Source organism: Leuconostoc fallax (assembly GCF_004354645.1).
Classification (GTDB): domain Bacteria; phylum Bacillota; class Bacilli; order Lactobacillales; family Lactobacillaceae; genus Leuconostoc_B; species Leuconostoc_B fallax.
This window is the reverse complement of sequence record NZ_PUFI01000014.1, coordinates 115,672-132,625: the sequence shown is the minus strand read 5'-3', so window position 1 is coordinate 132,625 and position 16,954 is coordinate 115,672. Positions and strand designations below refer to the sequence as shown.

The following is a 16,954-nucleotide window of genomic DNA, read 5'->3' as shown; positions in this document are numbered from 1 at the left end:
TCCGCTCAACATACTTATATTGTAACGTTTAGCTCTATTAAAAGCGAATTTGTGTTAGATTTCCTGACATCTCATTTAGCGCTATACCAATTACTACCATGTCGGCTTTCCACCTTTAGCGGTACATCTAACGCAACAGCTGAATCCATAACTTGCGGAACAATCTCTTCTAATTCAGGGATTTCACTCGTTGGTGCTTCAAATATCAATTCATCGTGTACTTGAAGTAGCATACGTGCTTGCAAATGATGTTCATGCAACACCTGATTCATTTTAATCATTGCAATTTTAATAATATCAGCTGCAGACCCTTGAATAGGTGTATTCATCGCTGTTCGTTCCGCAAAGCTTCGGCGATTAAAGTTTTTAGCATGAATATCAGGTAAGTATCGCCGACGTTTGGCAAGTGTTTCAACATAACCTTGTTCATGGGCTAACGTTTTCGCATTTTCCATCCACTCATGAACCTGCGGGAATTTTTCGAAATACGTATCGATAAAGCGCTTAGCTTCAGCTCGTGAAATACCTAGATTATTTGATAAGCCAAAATCAGAAATGCCATAAACAATACCAAAATTCACAGCTTTAGCTGCACGACGCTGCAATGATGTAATTGGTGCGTCATCATTAAGTCCAAATACCGCTCGTGCTGTTTCTGAATGAATATCCTCGTCATTTAAGAAAGCGCGTTGCAAATTTTTATCACCTGTCATATGCGCTAAAACACGCAATTCAATTTGTGAGTAGTCGGCACCAAATATTTGCCAATTGGGTTCGCTAGGTACAAAAGCTTTTCGAATTTGTCGACCAGCTTCTGTACGCATTGGTATATTTTGTAAATTAGGATCAACACTCGATAAACGCCCAGTTTGTGTCAGCGTTTGTAAGTAACGAGTGTGTATTTTACTATCTTGACGATAGACTACTGCCAGCAAACCATCAATATAGGTTGATTTAAGCTTAGCCAATTGTCGATATTGCAAAATATACGCTACAATTGGTGCTTGATCAGCTAACTTTTCTAATACTTCCACTGCCGTTGAATAGCCTGTTTTTGTTCGCTTAATAACCGGCAATCCCATTTTTTCAAATAATAAAATACCTAATTGTTTGGGAGAATTAATATTAAATTCCTCCCCAGCTTCTTCATAAATTGCTTTTTCAACATCGACAATTTGCGCATCGAGGCTTTCACCCATTTCTTGCAGTTGATTCTGATCAACACGAATACCGGTATACTCCATATCTGCTAACACACTTGCCAATGGCAGTTCGATATCTTGATACAACGCTAATTGTTCATGTTCTTTAAGTTGTACCATAACGGGTTCAATGAGTTGATTGAGTGTATCAGCTTTATGGGCAATGTGCATGAGCACACGACCTTCATCAGTCGGCACACTAAATTTTGCACCTTTACCATAAATATCCTCATCCAATTGGAGATAAATATCATACTTTTGTGCTAAAGTAGCTAACTCTGCATTATTATCCGTTGTATCTAATAAATAAGCAGCAAGCAAAAAATCAAAAGTTGCGTTGCGCAATTCAATATCTAATCGCTTGAATAATACACGTTGCGCTTTGACATTATAAACACGTTTTTCAACCGTTGGGCTTTCAATAATTGCCTTAATTTCAGGAGACTGTAATAATGAAAAATCACGACTAGCAAAATAACCACGTTGTTCATCCCCAATGACAAAACCAATCATGTCATCTGTATGATAATTATCACCCGCTATTTCAATATGCAAAGCAACTTGATGCCCTAATTCGGTCACCGCATGTAAATTATTACTTTGCAATATCGTTAAAGACAAATTATCTTCAACTTCACTTTGATCTTCACTACCAAGTTGACCAGATTTTTTGAGTGCCCTGATTTTAGCCAATTGTTGTTTAAAATCTAACGTTTCATAAAATGGAATTAAACGGTCAAAATCAATACCACGATATTCAAATTCTGCTAACGGCAATGCCATATCCGCATCAGTTAAAATCGTCGCTAACTTTCGAGAACAAAAAGCTTGATCTCGATCTTTAATTAAGTTTTCCTTCATTTTAGATGCTTTCATTTGATCAATATTAGCATATAAATGATCTAAATCTTGATACTGAGCCAACAACTTTAACGCTGTTTTTTCACCAATTTTGGTAACACCAGGATAGTTATCTGATGTATCGCCAGTCAGTGCCTTCATCTCAATAATTTGTTGTGGCGTTAAGCCATTATATTTTTCCGCAATATATTCTGGTGTAAAGCGTTCAATTTCAGTCACACCCTTTTTGGTCACATTAACGGTAATATTATCTGTGGCTAACTGCGTTAAATCGCGATCGCCGGTAACAATGGTCACAGAATAACCTAATGCTTCCCCTTCACGACTAAACGTTCCAATAATATCATCTGCTTCCAAGCCATGCTGTTCATAGTTACGTAGGCCATGAAAAGCAACCATTTCACGCATATAAGGTAGTTGTTCAGCTAGTTCCGTTGGCGTCTTCGCACGTCCGGACTTATATTCTGAATATAGTTCACCTCGAAAGGTACTCTTACCGCTATCCGCATCCCAAGCAACAACAGCATAGTCAGGTGACATAGGATCCACAATCTGATCCATAAAATTATTGAAAGCCACCAAGGCATTGGTGTGCAAGCCATCATGAGTTACCATACGGTCTAATTGCTTATACATCGCATAAAATGCACGATAAGCTAAGGAATTGCCATCTATTAAGAGTAGTGTCGGTTTGGTCATGTATTTCGCCTCATCTTTAGTCTGTTACATCTATTCTACCATTTAATTAATGTCAAAATAAAAGCTCGCCGAAGCGAGCCCTTAAATCATTAATCTCGTGTATTCATGACACCGAATAAACGAAGTAAGTAGAAGAATAAGTTAATGAAGTCAAGATATAGTGATAATGCACCGTTAATTGCAAGACCTGTTGTGTCCATCTGCCCTGCCGTTTGTGCATACATTAGCTTCAAACGTTGATTGTCATATGCTGTATAAAGTGAAAATACAACCACAGCGACATAAGAAATCAACAAATTCACAATACCATTAGGGAAAAACATGTTAATTAAGCTAGCAACAATCAATCCGACTAGTAAACCAAATAGCGCTTGACGTAGACCGCCTAAATTCCGCTTTGTCATTAAGCCATAAGCTGACATACCGCCGAACACTGCCGCTGTTGCTGCGAATACGCCTAATATTGAAGCTGTTGTATACAGTCCAAGTAAGACACCCGTTGTTAAACCTTCTACTACTGCAAAAGTCATTAATAAACCAAATGCATTAGCAGTATTTTTTAGTGTATTACGTCCAATCATGAAAATAAGCAAGAATTGAACACCGATTAGACCAATAACACCAACAGCATTACCATAAATTAATGAAGCGATTTGTTCCCAGAAAAAAGATTTAACGATATATCCCGTAATTCCAGTAATCAAGACAGCTAACGCCATATAACTATACGTTTGTTTAAAGAAGGCACGCATACCCTCATCGACACCGGTTACATCACGGCGTGTATTAAAATCGTAATTATTCATAAGCAATCTCCAATCGTAAAATATTTATTATCTACCTAATCACTATTATAACGTAAGGGTAATTAAATGAGCATTAAGTGAGCCGTTATTGTAAATCAGTTCGTAATTGGCCCAGTAATTTTTCATAAGCAAACTCGTACTTTTCAATATCACCAGCCCCCATAAACACCATCACGGCATTTTGGTAAGGCATTAATAAGCCCATATTACTTTCCTCAATAATACCACCAAATTTTTCAATTTCTTTGCCTAAATCTTCAGATGTAATCGTTCCCGACTGTTCTCGTGCTGATCCAAAAATATTAGCTAAATATACCTTATCAGCTGCATTTAAGCTTCTTGCAAATTCATCTTTATAAGCAATTACTCGTGAAAATGTGTGTGGTTGGAAAATTGCAATAATTTGTTTATCTGGATATTTTTGACGTGCTGCATCCAAGGTTGCATCAATTTCTGAAGGATGATGCGCATAGTCATCAATTACTGTTATATCAGCAATGTGCTTCTCACTAAAACGGCGCTTAACACCAGTAAATGTCATTAAATACTCTCTTAGTAAATCTAAGTCTACTTTCTCCATGTAAGCAACCGCGATTACCGCTAAAGCATTTAAAATACTATGTTGACCATACAACGGTACCGAGAATTCGCCTAAGTCTTTGCCACGATAGGTAACATCAAAATGAGACCCCTTAGTTGACTTTCGAATATTTTGAGCCACAAAATCATCGCGTGTCGGATTAACGCCATAATAGTAAATATCCGCTTTGGGGTGCAATTGGCGTAAATGCTTATCATCTCCCCAAGCAAATATCGCCTTTTTGACATTATTGGCAAAATCAGAAAAGGCACTTGTCACATCATTGATATCGGTATAATAATCAGGATGATCAAAATCGATATTCGTTAAAATGGCATAATCGGGTGCATAATCTTTAAAATGACGACGATACTCATCTGCTTCTACCACAAAAAATCGTGAATTAGGAACGCCACGTCCAGTACCATCACCCACAAGATAAGATGTCGGTGCAATATTCTTTAAAACATGCGCGAGCAAACCGGTTGTACTTGTTTTACCATGAGCGCCTGCTACAGCAATAGACGTTGTCTGGGCAATCTGCTCCTGAACAGCTTCTGGATAAGAAATCATCTTAACCCCTAATGCTAATGCCCGAGCCACCTCAACTTGTTCATCACCAAAAGCATTGCCTCTTACAAAAGTAGCGTCTTGATGTGCATCTACATTTTTAGATGAGAAGGGTAAAATCTCAATACCTGCAGCCTCTAATGGTGCTTGGGTATAAGTATACTGCTCAATATCAGAGCCAATGACCTCATGTCCTTGATCATGTACTATTTGAGCTAACGGTCCCATACCCGTCCCTTTTATGCCAATAAAATAATATTTACTCATTTCCATCCTCTTTTACAAATGTAAAATACTGTAATTCACCTTTCCGTAATGCAAAAATCAACTGGCGATATCTCGTATCTTCAGTATGCAATATACGGTAAACGCGTCTTTTGTCAACGATATAAGTTGGCTGGTAATCATTTTTGTTGACCATCCACTATGCCTCAAATAACTGTGCACCCTTTTCAAAATCAAATGGTTCACCGACTTCACCAAACGTTTCTGGTAAGATGAGTGCGCCTGGCTTATCAGGTGCGCCTGGTAAGCGTAACTCACGGCCTGATACAATCATACCAGCAGAATCAATACCACGCAGTGCACCATCCCAAATGATCTCACCACTTGGCATCATCGTTCCTGGTTGTGCGACGACAACCTTAATATTTTCCGCCATATTTGGTGATCCGGAAACAATTTGTAATGTCTTATCTTCTGTAACACGTGTTTGTGTAATGTGTAAATGATCTGAGTCAGGATGTGCTTGCATCGACTCAACATAACCAACAACCAGTTTTGATGGTGAAACAGTTAATTCAGTCTCCAAGCCAACGCTCTTAAATAGTTGATTAAGCTGATTGATCTGCTTTTCATCTAGAAAAATTTGTCCGCGATCTTCTTGGATACCGAGTTGCTGTCCCATACCAAAAACATTAATACCAATTATTTGATTTGTGTTGCTATCCGTTATTGCAACAACATTATCAAACTGATTGATTTTCGGATTTGTAACGTTTGGTGCCAATACAATAATTAAGGCATCCCCCATTGCTGGATAATTGTAACTTGTTATCATTTTCTAACCCTCTTTAAATGTGCTACTACTATATTACTAAATTATCGCGCGTCTATAAAGTCAAATATGCTATACTCGACACATGAATACTTCAATCGTTACAAAATTAAGTTGTGGTTTAGCCGGTTTCTCATTAGGGATGTGGCTGTTTTCTAAGTCAGCTGAAGCTGCTAAACCACACCATGTTCTAGACAATGTTAAGCATCAATTTGGCCAAGAAGGCAAAATTCTTGGTTCATGGATTAATCGCACACCACAGCGTTATCAAAAATTTGCAATTAAATATATCATTTATGGTGGTGGTATCACACGTTTAGAGAATAATGTGCCTGTAAACTATCTTTTTATGGCCGATGCACATACTGGTAGTATCATCAATATCAAACGAGAAGCGGAATAATATTCTGCTTTTTTGTTGCAATATTTTGTTTTTTATTCTAGAATCATTCTATATTAGAAGATATTGAGAGGGAATTTATGTTTAAGAATATTCGTCAGTTAACGCCGTTCTCGTTGGTCCTATTGTCCATATCGTTTATTATGTCCATTAGTCAATCGACAATGACGACGACATACCCAATTTTAATGAAAAGTTTCAATGTTGATACGACAACTGTCCAGTGGCTAACCACTGGTTTTATGGTTGCCATGACATTAGTAATGCCACTTAGTCCTTGGCTTTTAGATAATATCAAGCTAAAGCAGTTATTAAACGGCATTGTCGCTGTTTTCTTAGTTGGTACTGTCATTGCCATGATCACACCTAATTTTACAGGAATTATCATTGGCCGATTACTTGAAGGTGTTGCCGTTGGTGCCTTATTTCCCACTTTTCAAAGTGTCATCATTGAGAACACACCAAAAGACAATCGTGGCGTGACCATGGGCGTTGTTGGGTTAGTGATGGGATCAGCATTGGCAGTCGGCCCCATCATTTCAGGTATCATTCTGCAATGGGTATCATGGCGTGCCTTGTTTGCACTCTTTTTAATCGTCCTTCTGATTTTGGCCATTTTTTTACAGAAATATATTGAAAACACACATATTTTAAAACCTAGCCGATTTGATTGGTTTTCCGCTGTAACATTGCTTGGTTTTGGGGGTATTTTGTATAGTATCTCTATTTTACCTAGCACCACAATAAATTGGCGCTGGTGGTCTATCATCATCATCAGTGTCTTATTATTAATAATTTTCATCACCCGACAAATTAAATTGCGTGTTCCTTTTTTAGATTTACAAGTCTTTAAATACGCAGGCTATACACCAGCGATGTTACTAACTGGTCTATCTTATAGTGGTTTAATTATTGCGACTGTGTTGCTCCCACTATTTTATCAACGTATCTTTAACTTCAGTCCTCTTGTATCAGGCCTCTTAATGGTCCCCGCTGCCATTTTCTTAAGTCAGCTCAACCCACGTGCTGGGCAAATGCTCAACAAAATTGGACTTAAAAAATTAGTTTATATTGGTATGGGGATGATGATTCTTGGTTATCTTTTGCTTAGCACTGTAGGTGCAAAATTCTGGATCGCAGCGCTCATCGCCGCGATGTTGCTTGAAGGTGGTAATGCTTTTATTATGATGCCTGCTGTAACTGCTGCGAATAATGCTCTACCAAAAGATTTAGTGAGCCATGGTACCGCAATTGTGACCACAATGCGTCAGTTTATTGGTGCTACTAGCGTTGTTGTTGCGTCAATACTAATTACCGCCTTTGACACGCGCTTTAATTTTACTGTAGCCCTCACATTAACAAGTCAATGTTTCATCATCGTACCAATTGTCGGTATTATTTTGATTAACCGTATTAAAGGTAAATAAATATTAATAATGTTAAAATAATTTATTTTTGATGTCATGTTACCGTGACTATGATACGATAGACGTACGAGATAGCATATTTTGATTTTAACAATGTAATGTTTAACAGATATTTCCTTCTCGTCAGCCAAGATATACGACTAAATAATAACAAAGTCATTTTGTTAATGAGCTATGAGCAACCTCCATCCTATTTAGCTGTGGTATCTTGGCTTTTTTATATCATAAAACAATAAAAGCACACGCTTTAGCGTGTGCTTTTATTTATAGACATCATTGCTATTGTTAACTAAAAGTGAGCCTTAATCCAATAAATAGGTTGTCCCTTAGCCATGAACTTTTGTTCATACTCTGTCTCAACATTACCTACCACTTTATCTTCGTCAGCATGTAAATCCAAAGAAAAATCACTGGTTGTCCAACGCATACCATAGTCTATAAAGCTAACTAATGAGTATTCAAATAAATGACGGTTATCGGTTTTAAATTCTAACTCACCCTTTTCAGGAAGAATTGCTTCATACCCCTTTAGGAAAGTCTTATAAGTCAGCCTTCTCGCTTCGTGACGTGTTTTAGGCCACGGATCAGAGAAATTCAAATATAACTTACTGACTTCTTCTTTTTCAAAATAGTTCTCAACACCAGCGCCATTACCATAGATAAATTTTAAGTTGGGTAATTTACCAACACTATCAAAACTTTTTCTGGCAGCAATCGCCACTGCCGTTTCCTGGATTTCCATCCCAATATAATTAATTTCTGGATGTGCTAAAGCCATCCCCAAAATAAATTGGCCTTTCCCTGAACCAATCTCAATATGAATAGGTTGCGGTTCATCAAAAAGCGCCTGCCAATCACCACGTTGTTTGACGGCACGATCCTGGTCAATCACAATATCATGATGTTCTAATAGCCAATCGGCCGCCCATGGTTTTGATCGTAGATGCATAATCGTATCTCCTCATAAAGTTTGCTTTTATTATTTATGTCGCTTAACTTGCTTCAAGATAAAAGGTAAGTAAATGCTATTAATAATGATATTGATTAAAATAATACTAACACCAACTAACGCCATGTCAGACAACTTATTCTGTCCTAATACAATACAAATCATAAAGTATAGTGATGTCATGATTGATAGTTGGCGCGCTAATTTTCTAAAATCGCGTTCCTTTTGTATATCCGTTACTGGTATTAATCGAGTCCAAAGATTCATCTGTGTACTACGATAAAGTGGTAAAAATTGAAAATTAACCAAATAGATAAATAACGCACTCGTCACCAAAATCAACCATAATGGTGCTGATTTTAAAATATAAATCAATACCCCACCAACAAACGCTAATCTACCTATAAGCGGGAATAATTCTTGTGTGCGAATAAAACGCAACATGTACAAACGATACATGACTGTACTTGACTTTGTCAATGGTTGAATCAACCAATTAATTATTGGTCTTTGCTTGATCACCGTCTCTTTATTCGGTACATCAGCAAAGGACGCATAAAAGCTTTGAATACGTTGCTGACGCTTACGTTCATATTTAATAGCATTCTGCCAATTCATCGCCACCCGATACGATAAGGATTTAGAAATACTAAATAAATAAATCATAAATATCGCAATAATCAGTAAGATAGCAGTACAGATAAATACCATTGATGATGGCACAATTAATATCAAAACAATAAATACCATTGGCATTAAAAATCGAAATAGCACTTTTTCAATCAGTGAATTCGGCTCAAAAATCATGAGCATGCGACTATGTGATATCATGAGCTGTTTATATCGCTCATATACTAATATAAAAGTTTTAAAGACAATCAAAAATGCCAATAAACAAATTATCCTGTCATAACTTTCATAGTATAGCTGATGTAATATTGGCACTAGTAAACCGACGAATATCAATTGTACAGTCGCACTCACTGCGACACTCACTTTGAGGGCCGATTTAAAATATTGATGGCAAATATTTGTGTCTTGACTCAATAAAAATAAACGATCAGCTGGTTTAAAATAAGTCATTAAACTGCCAATTTGTAAACCTAATAACAACCATAAAACAATAAAAACTTGCCACAAACAAGGTTTTCCAAAAGAACTGATTGTATCATATGTTAGAAGTTGTCGATAACCTAATATAAAAGTACCTAAAGCAATAAGTAGAAAAAGGACAAAATGATCGTTAAACAGTAATCTAAAATATTTAATATTATTTTTTTGAGCCACCCGAAAACGCTTGTAGTATAAAGCTTTAGCGTTCATCATCTAACTCCTCTTGAATACTCTCAAAAAATTGTTCCAAATTATCAACACTCAATTGAGATGCAGCAGCCAAATGATGTGGTGATCCTGTGAAACGAATACGCCCATCGTACAACACAACAAATTCATCCACAAACTGTGTCGCTTCTTTTAATAAGTGTGTTGTTAGTAAAATACTGTTGCCCTTACGTGCCTGTTCTTGCATCAAATCAATGACGGCTTTGATGGCTAATGTATCCAATCCCAAAAATGGCTCATCAATAATTAATAATGGGCGCTCTAGCATAAAAGCTGCAACTAACATTACCTTTTGTTTCATGCCTTTAGAAAAATGCGTCGGCAACCAATGTTGCTTTTTTTCCAAACGAAATTTAGTCAGTAGCTTCTCAACTAGTTGCCAATGCTGCTCATCATCTAATTCGTATGCTGATAACATTAAATGCAAATGTTCACTTAACGTTAATTCATCATATAAAATAGGTTGCTCAGGTATATAGGCAATTTGCTTTTTGAACTCTGTTGGCGTTTTGATAAGATCAACGTCATTAAGGGCAATCGTACCCATTTGTGGTTGTAATTCACCGATGACATGATTAATTGTCGTAGATTTTCCAGCGCCATTAAGTCCAATTAAAGCGACAATTTTACCATCTGGTACTTTAAAGCTTATATTTTTAAGTATGTTGTGTCCGGCATAACCGCCAGACAAATTATTAATATCTAATCCCATAGTTTAATTATAGCAGGCATATTCCAATTATTTGTTATAATTAGACTAATAATAGGAATGGAGTTTAGATATGACAGATATTTTTGATAAAATTATTGCTGGTGAAATCCCAAGTTACAAAGTTTACGAAGATGATGATGTTGTAGCCTTTTTAGACATTTCTCAAGTAACGCCTGGTCACACACTTGTCGTCCCTAAGCAAGAAGTAAGCGATATTTTTGACTATACAGACGACATTGCCCAACGTACCCTACTCAAACTACCAAAAATTGCTAAAGCTATTAAATCTAGTGACGATAGCATCGTTGGTATGAATATTGTTTCTAATAACGGTGCCGCTGCTGGACAAACTGTCCCCCACTCCCATTGGCATCTGATCCCTCGTTATGCGGATGATGGTTTGGGTGAGACTTTAGCCCCAACTATTGATAACTCCTCTAATTATGATAATGACAAATATCAAACAATCGCAGATAGTATCCAAACGCAATTTTAAGGATTAAAAATGAAATGCTTTGATAACTTAAAAATACTCATAAAGGCTTTAAAAGATATTGCTCGTTTAACGCAACAACTGGCACAACAAAAAGCACAGTTAGATGCTTCTTTAGAGCAAATCAAAAAATTTCAAGATGATATTCAAGTTGACATCGATAAAATGAATTTCAAAAATGAGATTCATTTAGCACGCATAGAAAAGGCTCAGCAACATATCGCCCAGGAACTTGAAAAGTACCGTTAATCAGCATAAAATGTGTTAATATGTTACACTGGTTAGCGATACTATAATTTTGAAAAGGAAAAACTATAATTTATGCGTAAATTTATATGGGGCCTACTCGTTGTCATTTTTGTTGGTGGTATGGTCTTCTTATCTGTTAACTCATCTAAAACATTAGCCACTTCTACAGCTGGTAAAATCACTGAAAAAGATTTCTACAATCAAATCAAGAAATCTTCAGCTGGTAAGCAGGAATTCGCTAAAATGGTGATTAATAAAGTGCTTGAAGACAAGTACGGTGACAACGTCTCTAAAGCAGATGTTGATAGTGCTTTTGAAGCTCAAAAGTCACAGTATGGCTCATCTTTTAAAGAAGTATTAGCTTCTAATAATATGACTGAGAAGCAGCTCAAGGATAGTTTGAGAAATAATTTATTAACTAAAGCTGCCATTAAAGCAAATTATAATGTGACAGAAAAGCAAATTAAAAAAGCTTACGATGATTATAAGCCAGCAGTTACGATTTCAATGCTAAAAGCTAAGAATGAAGAGAATGCTAAAAATGCTGCCAATGATATTAAAGATGGCAAAAGCTGGTCAGAAGTTTATAAGAAATACTCGACAGACAGTACCTACAAGTCAACAACAGGTAAAATTTCAGCTTTCGATTCTACCAGCACTAGCGTTGACAGTTCCATTCAAAATGCTGCGTTCAAGTTAAACAAAGTTGGTGATTATGCTGTTACTTCCGATTCTAGTGGTAATTATTATCTCCTTAAACTCGAAAAGAAGACAGATAAGCCAAGCTTAAATAGCCTACGTAGTAAGTTAACAGAACAAATTATTACAGAATTCATGAATAGTTCTGATAATACTTCTAAGGTACAAGCGATTATCGGTAAGATTCTTCGTAAGGCAGATGTTTCTGTTAAGGATAGTGATCTTAAGAGTTCACTTAACACTTATCTCACTGCTGGTATTTCATCAAATAATAAGTAAAATAAAAAACGTTCAAATAATGAACGTTTTTTTACTGTTCTAAATTTGGTTTATAAAAATGACGATTGTCTAATCCAAAAATTCTGTCCGAAAAATGTCCAGTTTCTGTTTTATCCAATGCGGCGCTCATCATTTCAATACTAGCATCAAGCTCATCTAATCGATGCAATACTTCTGCTTCCATAATCATTGGCCTTACTGGTGAACCATATTCAAGTAAACCATGATGCGCTAAAATAACATGACGTAGCAGAATCATATTTTCGTCTTCTATATCAAAATTCAATTCTCGAGCTGCCAGGACAACTTGCTCATCTAATAATGTGATGTGCCCTATTAAATTACCTGGCACAGTGTATTGTGTCGCAACTGGTCCGCTCAACTCTAAAACTTTTCCTAAATCATGCAATAACGCTCCTGCTAATAATAATGATTTATTAATTTGCGGATATTGTGCAACAACACCATTTGCTAGTCGTGCAATTGAAAGAGAATGATACGATAACCCACCCGCAAACGCATGATGATTACTTTTAGCGGCCGGATAACGTAAAAATTGATCATGATAATCTGTAAAGAGCTTACGAATCAATCGATTCCACATTGGTTGTGTTACTGCTAAAACATAATCATTTAATTCATTTTGCAATTCAACTTCTTTAATAGGTGCATGTTGCATGAAATCACCAGGATTATCCGGTTCCCCCGGTTGATTGGCTAAACGTAAATGCGTAATTTGTATCTGAGGTTGTTCACGATAGCTACTCCGTTTCCCCTCTAATTTTACGATTTTACCAGGAATAAATTGTGCAACTTGATCGTCACTTGCATCCCATAAGTTACCTGAAATATTATCAGAACGATCTGAAAACACTAAACTCAAATAAGTTTTACCATTCTTTGTTAAACGCACATCAGCATTCTTGATTAGTACAAAACTATCAACAGTATCCCCATCCATATATTCTTGAATTAATTTAGCCATAAGTAACGTCCTTCGTTAAATTACAAATATTTTTGGTATCAAACATCGTAGCTTCTGTTGTCCAATACAGCACTTGTTGTCCATTAATCTCATGCATTAGCATGTTAAGAATGCTTGCCTTGCGTTGACCGTCAAAATTAACAAAACTATCATCAATCAATATTGGCATTTGTATAATATCATTAATGACGAATGCAAGTGCTAACCGTAATGCGACATATAGTTGTTCACGTGCACCAGTAGATAATTCAATCATCTCAAAAGCAACATTAGTCTGTTTTACCATTACCATAATTTTATGATCATCAAAAATAATTTTATTATATTTATGCTGTGTGAGTATCTCAAAAAAGTATGTTGCTTTCTCTAACATTTTTGGGAAACGATTCTGTGATGCTTTAGAAAGTGCTTGATCAATCCAATTTGAGCTTAATTTCAAGGCCAAATATTCCGTAAAATCATCTAAAATTGCGGTCTTTTGATTGGCTACTTCTTGCTGTAACGACATAAATTCATCATCACTCGTTAGTCTTGCTTGATTAGCTTGCTGCTGTGCAAGTTGTCGCTGTAAATCAGATAATATAGTTCGCTCTTTTTGTACCCCTTGCTTTAGATGATCAATATTTTGAGACAAAGCCATTTTATCATCATAGCGACTGAGTATCTGTTGTTCTTCAACCGTGATTTGACTATTTAAATCAACAAGACGTTGCTGTTGTTGTTGCTGTTCTTGAGACGCCTTATATTGCACTAATAGTTCGTTGACATCGACAAGTTTATATTGATGTAATAATTCTGATAAATCATCTTTTCTTTTTTGTAGCGTTGACTGTTGCAATTGTATGCTCATTAAGCGCTCATTTTCATGTGTTGCTGATAATGCCGCTTCATTTTGTTCTTCAATTTGACGTTTCTGCAATTCATTTAATAACTGGTTAATCAATATTTCAGGTCGTTCATTTTCATAATGCGTTTCAATACTATCTTGTACAGCATTCAACCTTTGTTCGATAGCAAAGCGCTGACTATCAATTAAATTATCACATTGATCAAGCTTTTCATCGAGCTGTGGCAGTTGCTTTAAATCGAGTTGTATATCTAATATTTGCTGTTGGTTTAACGGCGCATAGGCTTTTAGAATATGATTGATTTGCTGCTGGTGTTTCTTTTGTGTTTGCCAAAAATAACTGCCAGATCCCACTGCCAATACTAATAAAATTATGGCAAAGTATGGATTAAATATGAAGCTAGCTGCACCTAACACACCAAATATGCCAGTTAACCACCATAACTTACGATTATAGCCATGCGTCAATTGTTGTTGCTGTTCTGTTGACAATACACTAGGTACTTCATCTGAAAATTGACGTTCAATGTCTTCAATTGCTGTCAAAATTTCCTCTTGCTGTCTTTCAGTTTGATGATAATCTTGAACATCAGTCTGTATTTGTAATAACATCAAGCGTAATTGATCATAATCAAGATCACTATTTTTAGGCTTTTTCGTTATATTCAGTGCCTTCTTTTCTCGATCAATGCCTGCTTGTAAATGATTAATTTGTAAGTCCAACGATTGCGCTTGGCTGACATCATTCTGAGAAATAATCGGTATCGCTTTCAAACGTGCTATTTTTTGACGTAATTGCTGTAATTGATAAAATAAATCATATTTTTGTAACAATAAATATTGATTTTGATACTGTTGATCTGCCAATTTTACTTTATTTTGCTGTTTTTTGATTGCTTGATTCGTATCATCAATTTTATTTTGTAATGCTGTATAAGCTACCAAGTCCTCGCTTTTACTTTCAAGTGTTTTTTGCGTTGTACGATAATGTTGCATCTCTTGATTAATAGGTCGTTTAGTTGATCGCTTAGCAAATAATTTATCAGCTGCCTTATCTAAATTTTGTCCAACATCTATCCATTGTGTACTCCCCACAGCACCAATATTGAGTAATAATTTCTGAAAATCTAACTCTGTTAATGTTTCAATGCGGTTTAAATCACGTTGATCAAAATTAAAAATATGATCAAATGTTTCTCGTGTTAATGGTGAAAGTTGCTCTGACAGCCATTTTTCTGGGCTAACAACTTCCTGATTTGCTGTTAAATTTTGAATTTTCAATGTCGTTTTAGTACGACCAATCCTGGTGATACGGAAATCTTGATGATCAGCTTCAATAACTAAGCTACCGCCATATTGACTACCATCCTTTGGTGTATAAAGATTTTGATGCGCTTTCTTACTTGGATAACCAAATAAGACACCAACGATGAAGGCACGAATTGTTGATTTTCCCGATTCATTCGGACCAGTGAATACCTGTAATTGACGATCCACTAAAAAATTTTGCTTTGACCAACGTCCGAACCCAATAATTTCTATTGCTTTAATCCTCATGGTTTTGACGTCTTTCTTCAATTATTTGTTTCATTCTTATTTTGATACTATCCATCCCCACGCCATCAAGAAAAAATTCACGGATATCAGTTGGGACTTGATTTGAAAGATAATCATCAATTCGAAAATGATGATCAATTTCATTAAAAGCCTCTTGCCAATATTGCTGGTCAATATTATCTGTAAAAGATAATACGTCTTTTGGATTATAAATTAATTTCACAACCCAAATCCGATCCAGCTCTTCTTGTCTTAATTTATCTAAAATAATATGACTGTATAGTCGTTGTTTAAAGCTTTCTGGTAAATGATTGGCCTGAATGATGACAGATAATAATGTCATTTTTTCTCTAGGAAATGTTGCTAAATATTGAATGAGTTCATCTTCACTACTCATTTCATCAATGCACAGTGTATCCCATAAAATTGGTGCTACCGGTACAAAATGTGGTATTAATTGTTGATTGTTTTCTTCAACCAAATAATAACCTTTTTCACCGGTTTCTTTACGATTAAGGCCTTGCATGTTACCAGAATAGCCAATGAAAGGGACTTGATTTAAAGTTTGTCTAACATGAATATGCCCTAGGGCCCAATAATCATAACGTTTGGCTAACATATCACTCACATTAAATGGTGCATACGCATCACCTTCGGTACCAACCGTACCATGATACATACCAATATGATAATCAACCTGCCGATCGCGTATAGGAAAATCACCTGCTAATCCTTTGGTTTGTCTTTGCGTTTGATAACTAAAGCCAGTAATGGCAACTAATTTATCATCCTGGGTTGACAGTTGATAAGTATGGACATCCTGATTAAAAACATGAACATTATCTGGCCATGGTAAATGAGGCTGCGTATCAGCTGCAAAATCATGATTACCAAAACTAAGATAAACAGCAATTTTAGCTGTATTTAATCTCTCAAACTGAGTACTCACGACATCTTGAATAATCGGACTCGTTTGTGTTGAATTATATAAATCACCAGGCAATAAAATAAAGTCAACTGCTGAATTGATTGCTTGATCGATCATGGTTGTAAAAGCCGTAATTGTGGCATTTTGTATTTGTTTTTTTAATTCATATGGTAATTGTTGATCCAATCCAGAAAATGGATTACCTAAATGAACATCACCTGCATGTATAAATTTCATTTCACCCTCATCTTGAACAAATGTTCGTTAGTTAAATTATATCGATTTCAGGTTATTAGCTCAATAAAAAAACCGC

At 36.0% G+C, this 16,954-nt stretch carries 16 protein-coding genes; 5 read left to right on the top strand and 11 right to left on the bottom strand.

The annotated features are described in order from the left end of the window. Positions 1-71: 71 nt before the first annotated feature. From polA to ytpR, 5 genes are all read right to left on the bottom strand, one after another. The gene (gene polA, locus C5L23_RS04925) at positions 72-2,762 is read right to left on the bottom strand and encodes a DNA polymerase I (RefSeq protein ID WP_010007866.1); all 2,691 of its coding nucleotides are present in this window, start codon (positions 2,760-2,762) and stop codon (positions 72-74) included. Between the two features lie 89 nt (positions 2,763-2,851). Next, positions 2,852-3,568, bottom strand: a complete 717-nt coding sequence (locus C5L23_RS04920; protein WP_010007867.1) for a Bax inhibitor-1/YccA family protein — start codon at positions 3,566-3,568, stop codon at positions 2,852-2,854. An 85-nt stretch (positions 3,569-3,653) separates the two neighbouring features. Continuing rightward, the gene (murC, locus tag C5L23_RS04915) at positions 3,654-4,985 is read right to left on the bottom strand and encodes a UDP-N-acetylmuramate--L-alanine ligase (RefSeq protein ID WP_010007868.1); all 1,332 of its coding nucleotides are present in this window, start codon (positions 4,983-4,985) and stop codon (positions 3,654-3,656) included. After that, positions 4,978-5,139: a hypothetical protein gene (locus C5L23_RS08615; protein ID WP_010007869.1), complete on the bottom strand. Its 162-nt coding sequence runs from the start codon at positions 5,137-5,139 to the stop codon at positions 4,978-4,980. Before C5L23_RS08615 ends, murC begins: the two co-directional genes overlap by 8 nt. A 3-nt stretch (positions 5,140-5,142) precedes the next feature. Next, positions 5,143-5,778 (bottom strand): YtpR family tRNA-binding protein, encoded by a 636-nt coding sequence (gene ytpR / locus C5L23_RS04905; protein WP_010007871.1) that lies wholly within the window; start codon positions 5,776-5,778, stop codon positions 5,143-5,145. 82 nt (positions 5,779-5,860) lie between these two features. Between ytpR and C5L23_RS04900 the strand changes: the two genes are divergently transcribed. Together C5L23_RS04900 and C5L23_RS04895 are read left to right on the top strand one after the other, a co-directional pair. Then, the gene (locus C5L23_RS04900) at positions 5,861-6,178 is read left to right on the top strand and encodes a hypothetical protein (protein ID WP_029508660.1); all 318 of its coding nucleotides are present in this window, start codon (positions 5,861-5,863) and stop codon (positions 6,176-6,178) included. Positions 6,179-6,255: 77 nt separating this feature from the next. Beyond that, positions 6,256-7,602, top strand: a complete 1,347-nt coding sequence (locus tag C5L23_RS04895) for an MFS transporter (protein WP_133264374.1) — start codon at positions 6,256-6,258, stop codon at positions 7,600-7,602. Positions 7,603-7,891: 289 nt separating this feature from the next. On the opposite strand, the gene trmB is transcribed toward C5L23_RS04895, so the two are convergent. From trmB to C5L23_RS04880, 3 genes are read right to left on the bottom strand one after another with little or no spacing between them, the layout of a single operon-like run. Beyond that, the gene (gene trmB / locus C5L23_RS04890; RefSeq protein WP_010007875.1) at positions 7,892-8,551 is read right to left on the bottom strand and encodes a tRNA (guanosine(46)-N7)-methyltransferase TrmB; all 660 of its coding nucleotides are present in this window, start codon (positions 8,549-8,551) and stop codon (positions 7,892-7,894) included. Between the two features lie 30 nt (positions 8,552-8,581). After that, a complete protein-coding gene (locus C5L23_RS04885; protein WP_133264373.1) occupies positions 8,582-9,877 on the bottom strand; it encodes an ABC transporter permease in 1,296 nt (431 codons plus the stop codon). Beyond that, entirely contained in the window at positions 9,864-10,604 is a 741-nt protein-coding gene (locus C5L23_RS04880; protein ID WP_133264372.1) for an ABC transporter ATP-binding protein, read from the bottom strand. The genes C5L23_RS04885 and C5L23_RS04880 overlap by 14 nt, the downstream gene beginning before the upstream one ends. Before the next feature lie 70 nt (positions 10,605-10,674). Between C5L23_RS04880 and C5L23_RS04875 the strand changes: the two genes are divergently transcribed. The 3 genes from C5L23_RS04875 (at position 10,675) to C5L23_RS04865 (ending at position 12,324) form a co-directional block, all read left to right on the top strand. Continuing rightward, a complete protein-coding gene (locus C5L23_RS04875) occupies positions 10,675-11,100 on the top strand; it encodes an HIT family protein (protein WP_010007879.1) in 426 nt (141 codons plus the stop codon). A gap of 9 nt (positions 11,101-11,109) precedes the next feature. Further along, positions 11,110-11,346: a hypothetical protein gene (locus tag C5L23_RS04870; RefSeq protein WP_010007880.1), complete on the top strand. Its 237-nt coding sequence runs from the start codon at positions 11,110-11,112 to the stop codon at positions 11,344-11,346. 72 nt (positions 11,347-11,418) lie between these two features. Beyond that, entirely contained in the window at positions 11,419-12,324 is a 906-nt protein-coding gene (locus C5L23_RS04865) for a peptidylprolyl isomerase (RefSeq protein ID WP_010007881.1), read from the top strand. 31 nt (positions 12,325-12,355) lie between these two features. Here C5L23_RS04865 and C5L23_RS04860 read toward each other — a convergent pair whose 3' ends face one another. Genes C5L23_RS04860 through C5L23_RS04850 form a run of 3 tightly spaced genes read right to left on the bottom strand, consistent with a single transcriptional unit; the run spans position 12,356 to position 16,878 of the window. Next, positions 12,356-13,309, bottom strand: coding sequence for a 3'-5' exoribonuclease YhaM family protein (locus C5L23_RS04860; RefSeq protein ID WP_010007882.1), 954 nt, complete (start codon positions 13,307-13,309; stop codon positions 12,356-12,358). Further along, complete coding sequence (locus C5L23_RS04855) at positions 13,302-15,713, bottom strand: ATP-binding protein (protein ID WP_010007885.1); 2,412 nt, start codon at positions 15,711-15,713, stop codon at positions 13,302-13,304. The genes C5L23_RS04860 and C5L23_RS04855 overlap by 8 nt, the downstream gene beginning before the upstream one ends. After that, complete coding sequence (locus C5L23_RS04850; RefSeq protein WP_133264371.1) at positions 15,703-16,878, bottom strand: metallophosphoesterase family protein; 1,176 nt, start codon at positions 16,876-16,878, stop codon at positions 15,703-15,705. The genes C5L23_RS04855 and C5L23_RS04850 overlap by 11 nt, the downstream gene beginning before the upstream one ends. Between the last annotated feature and the right edge of the window lie 76 nt (positions 16,879-16,954).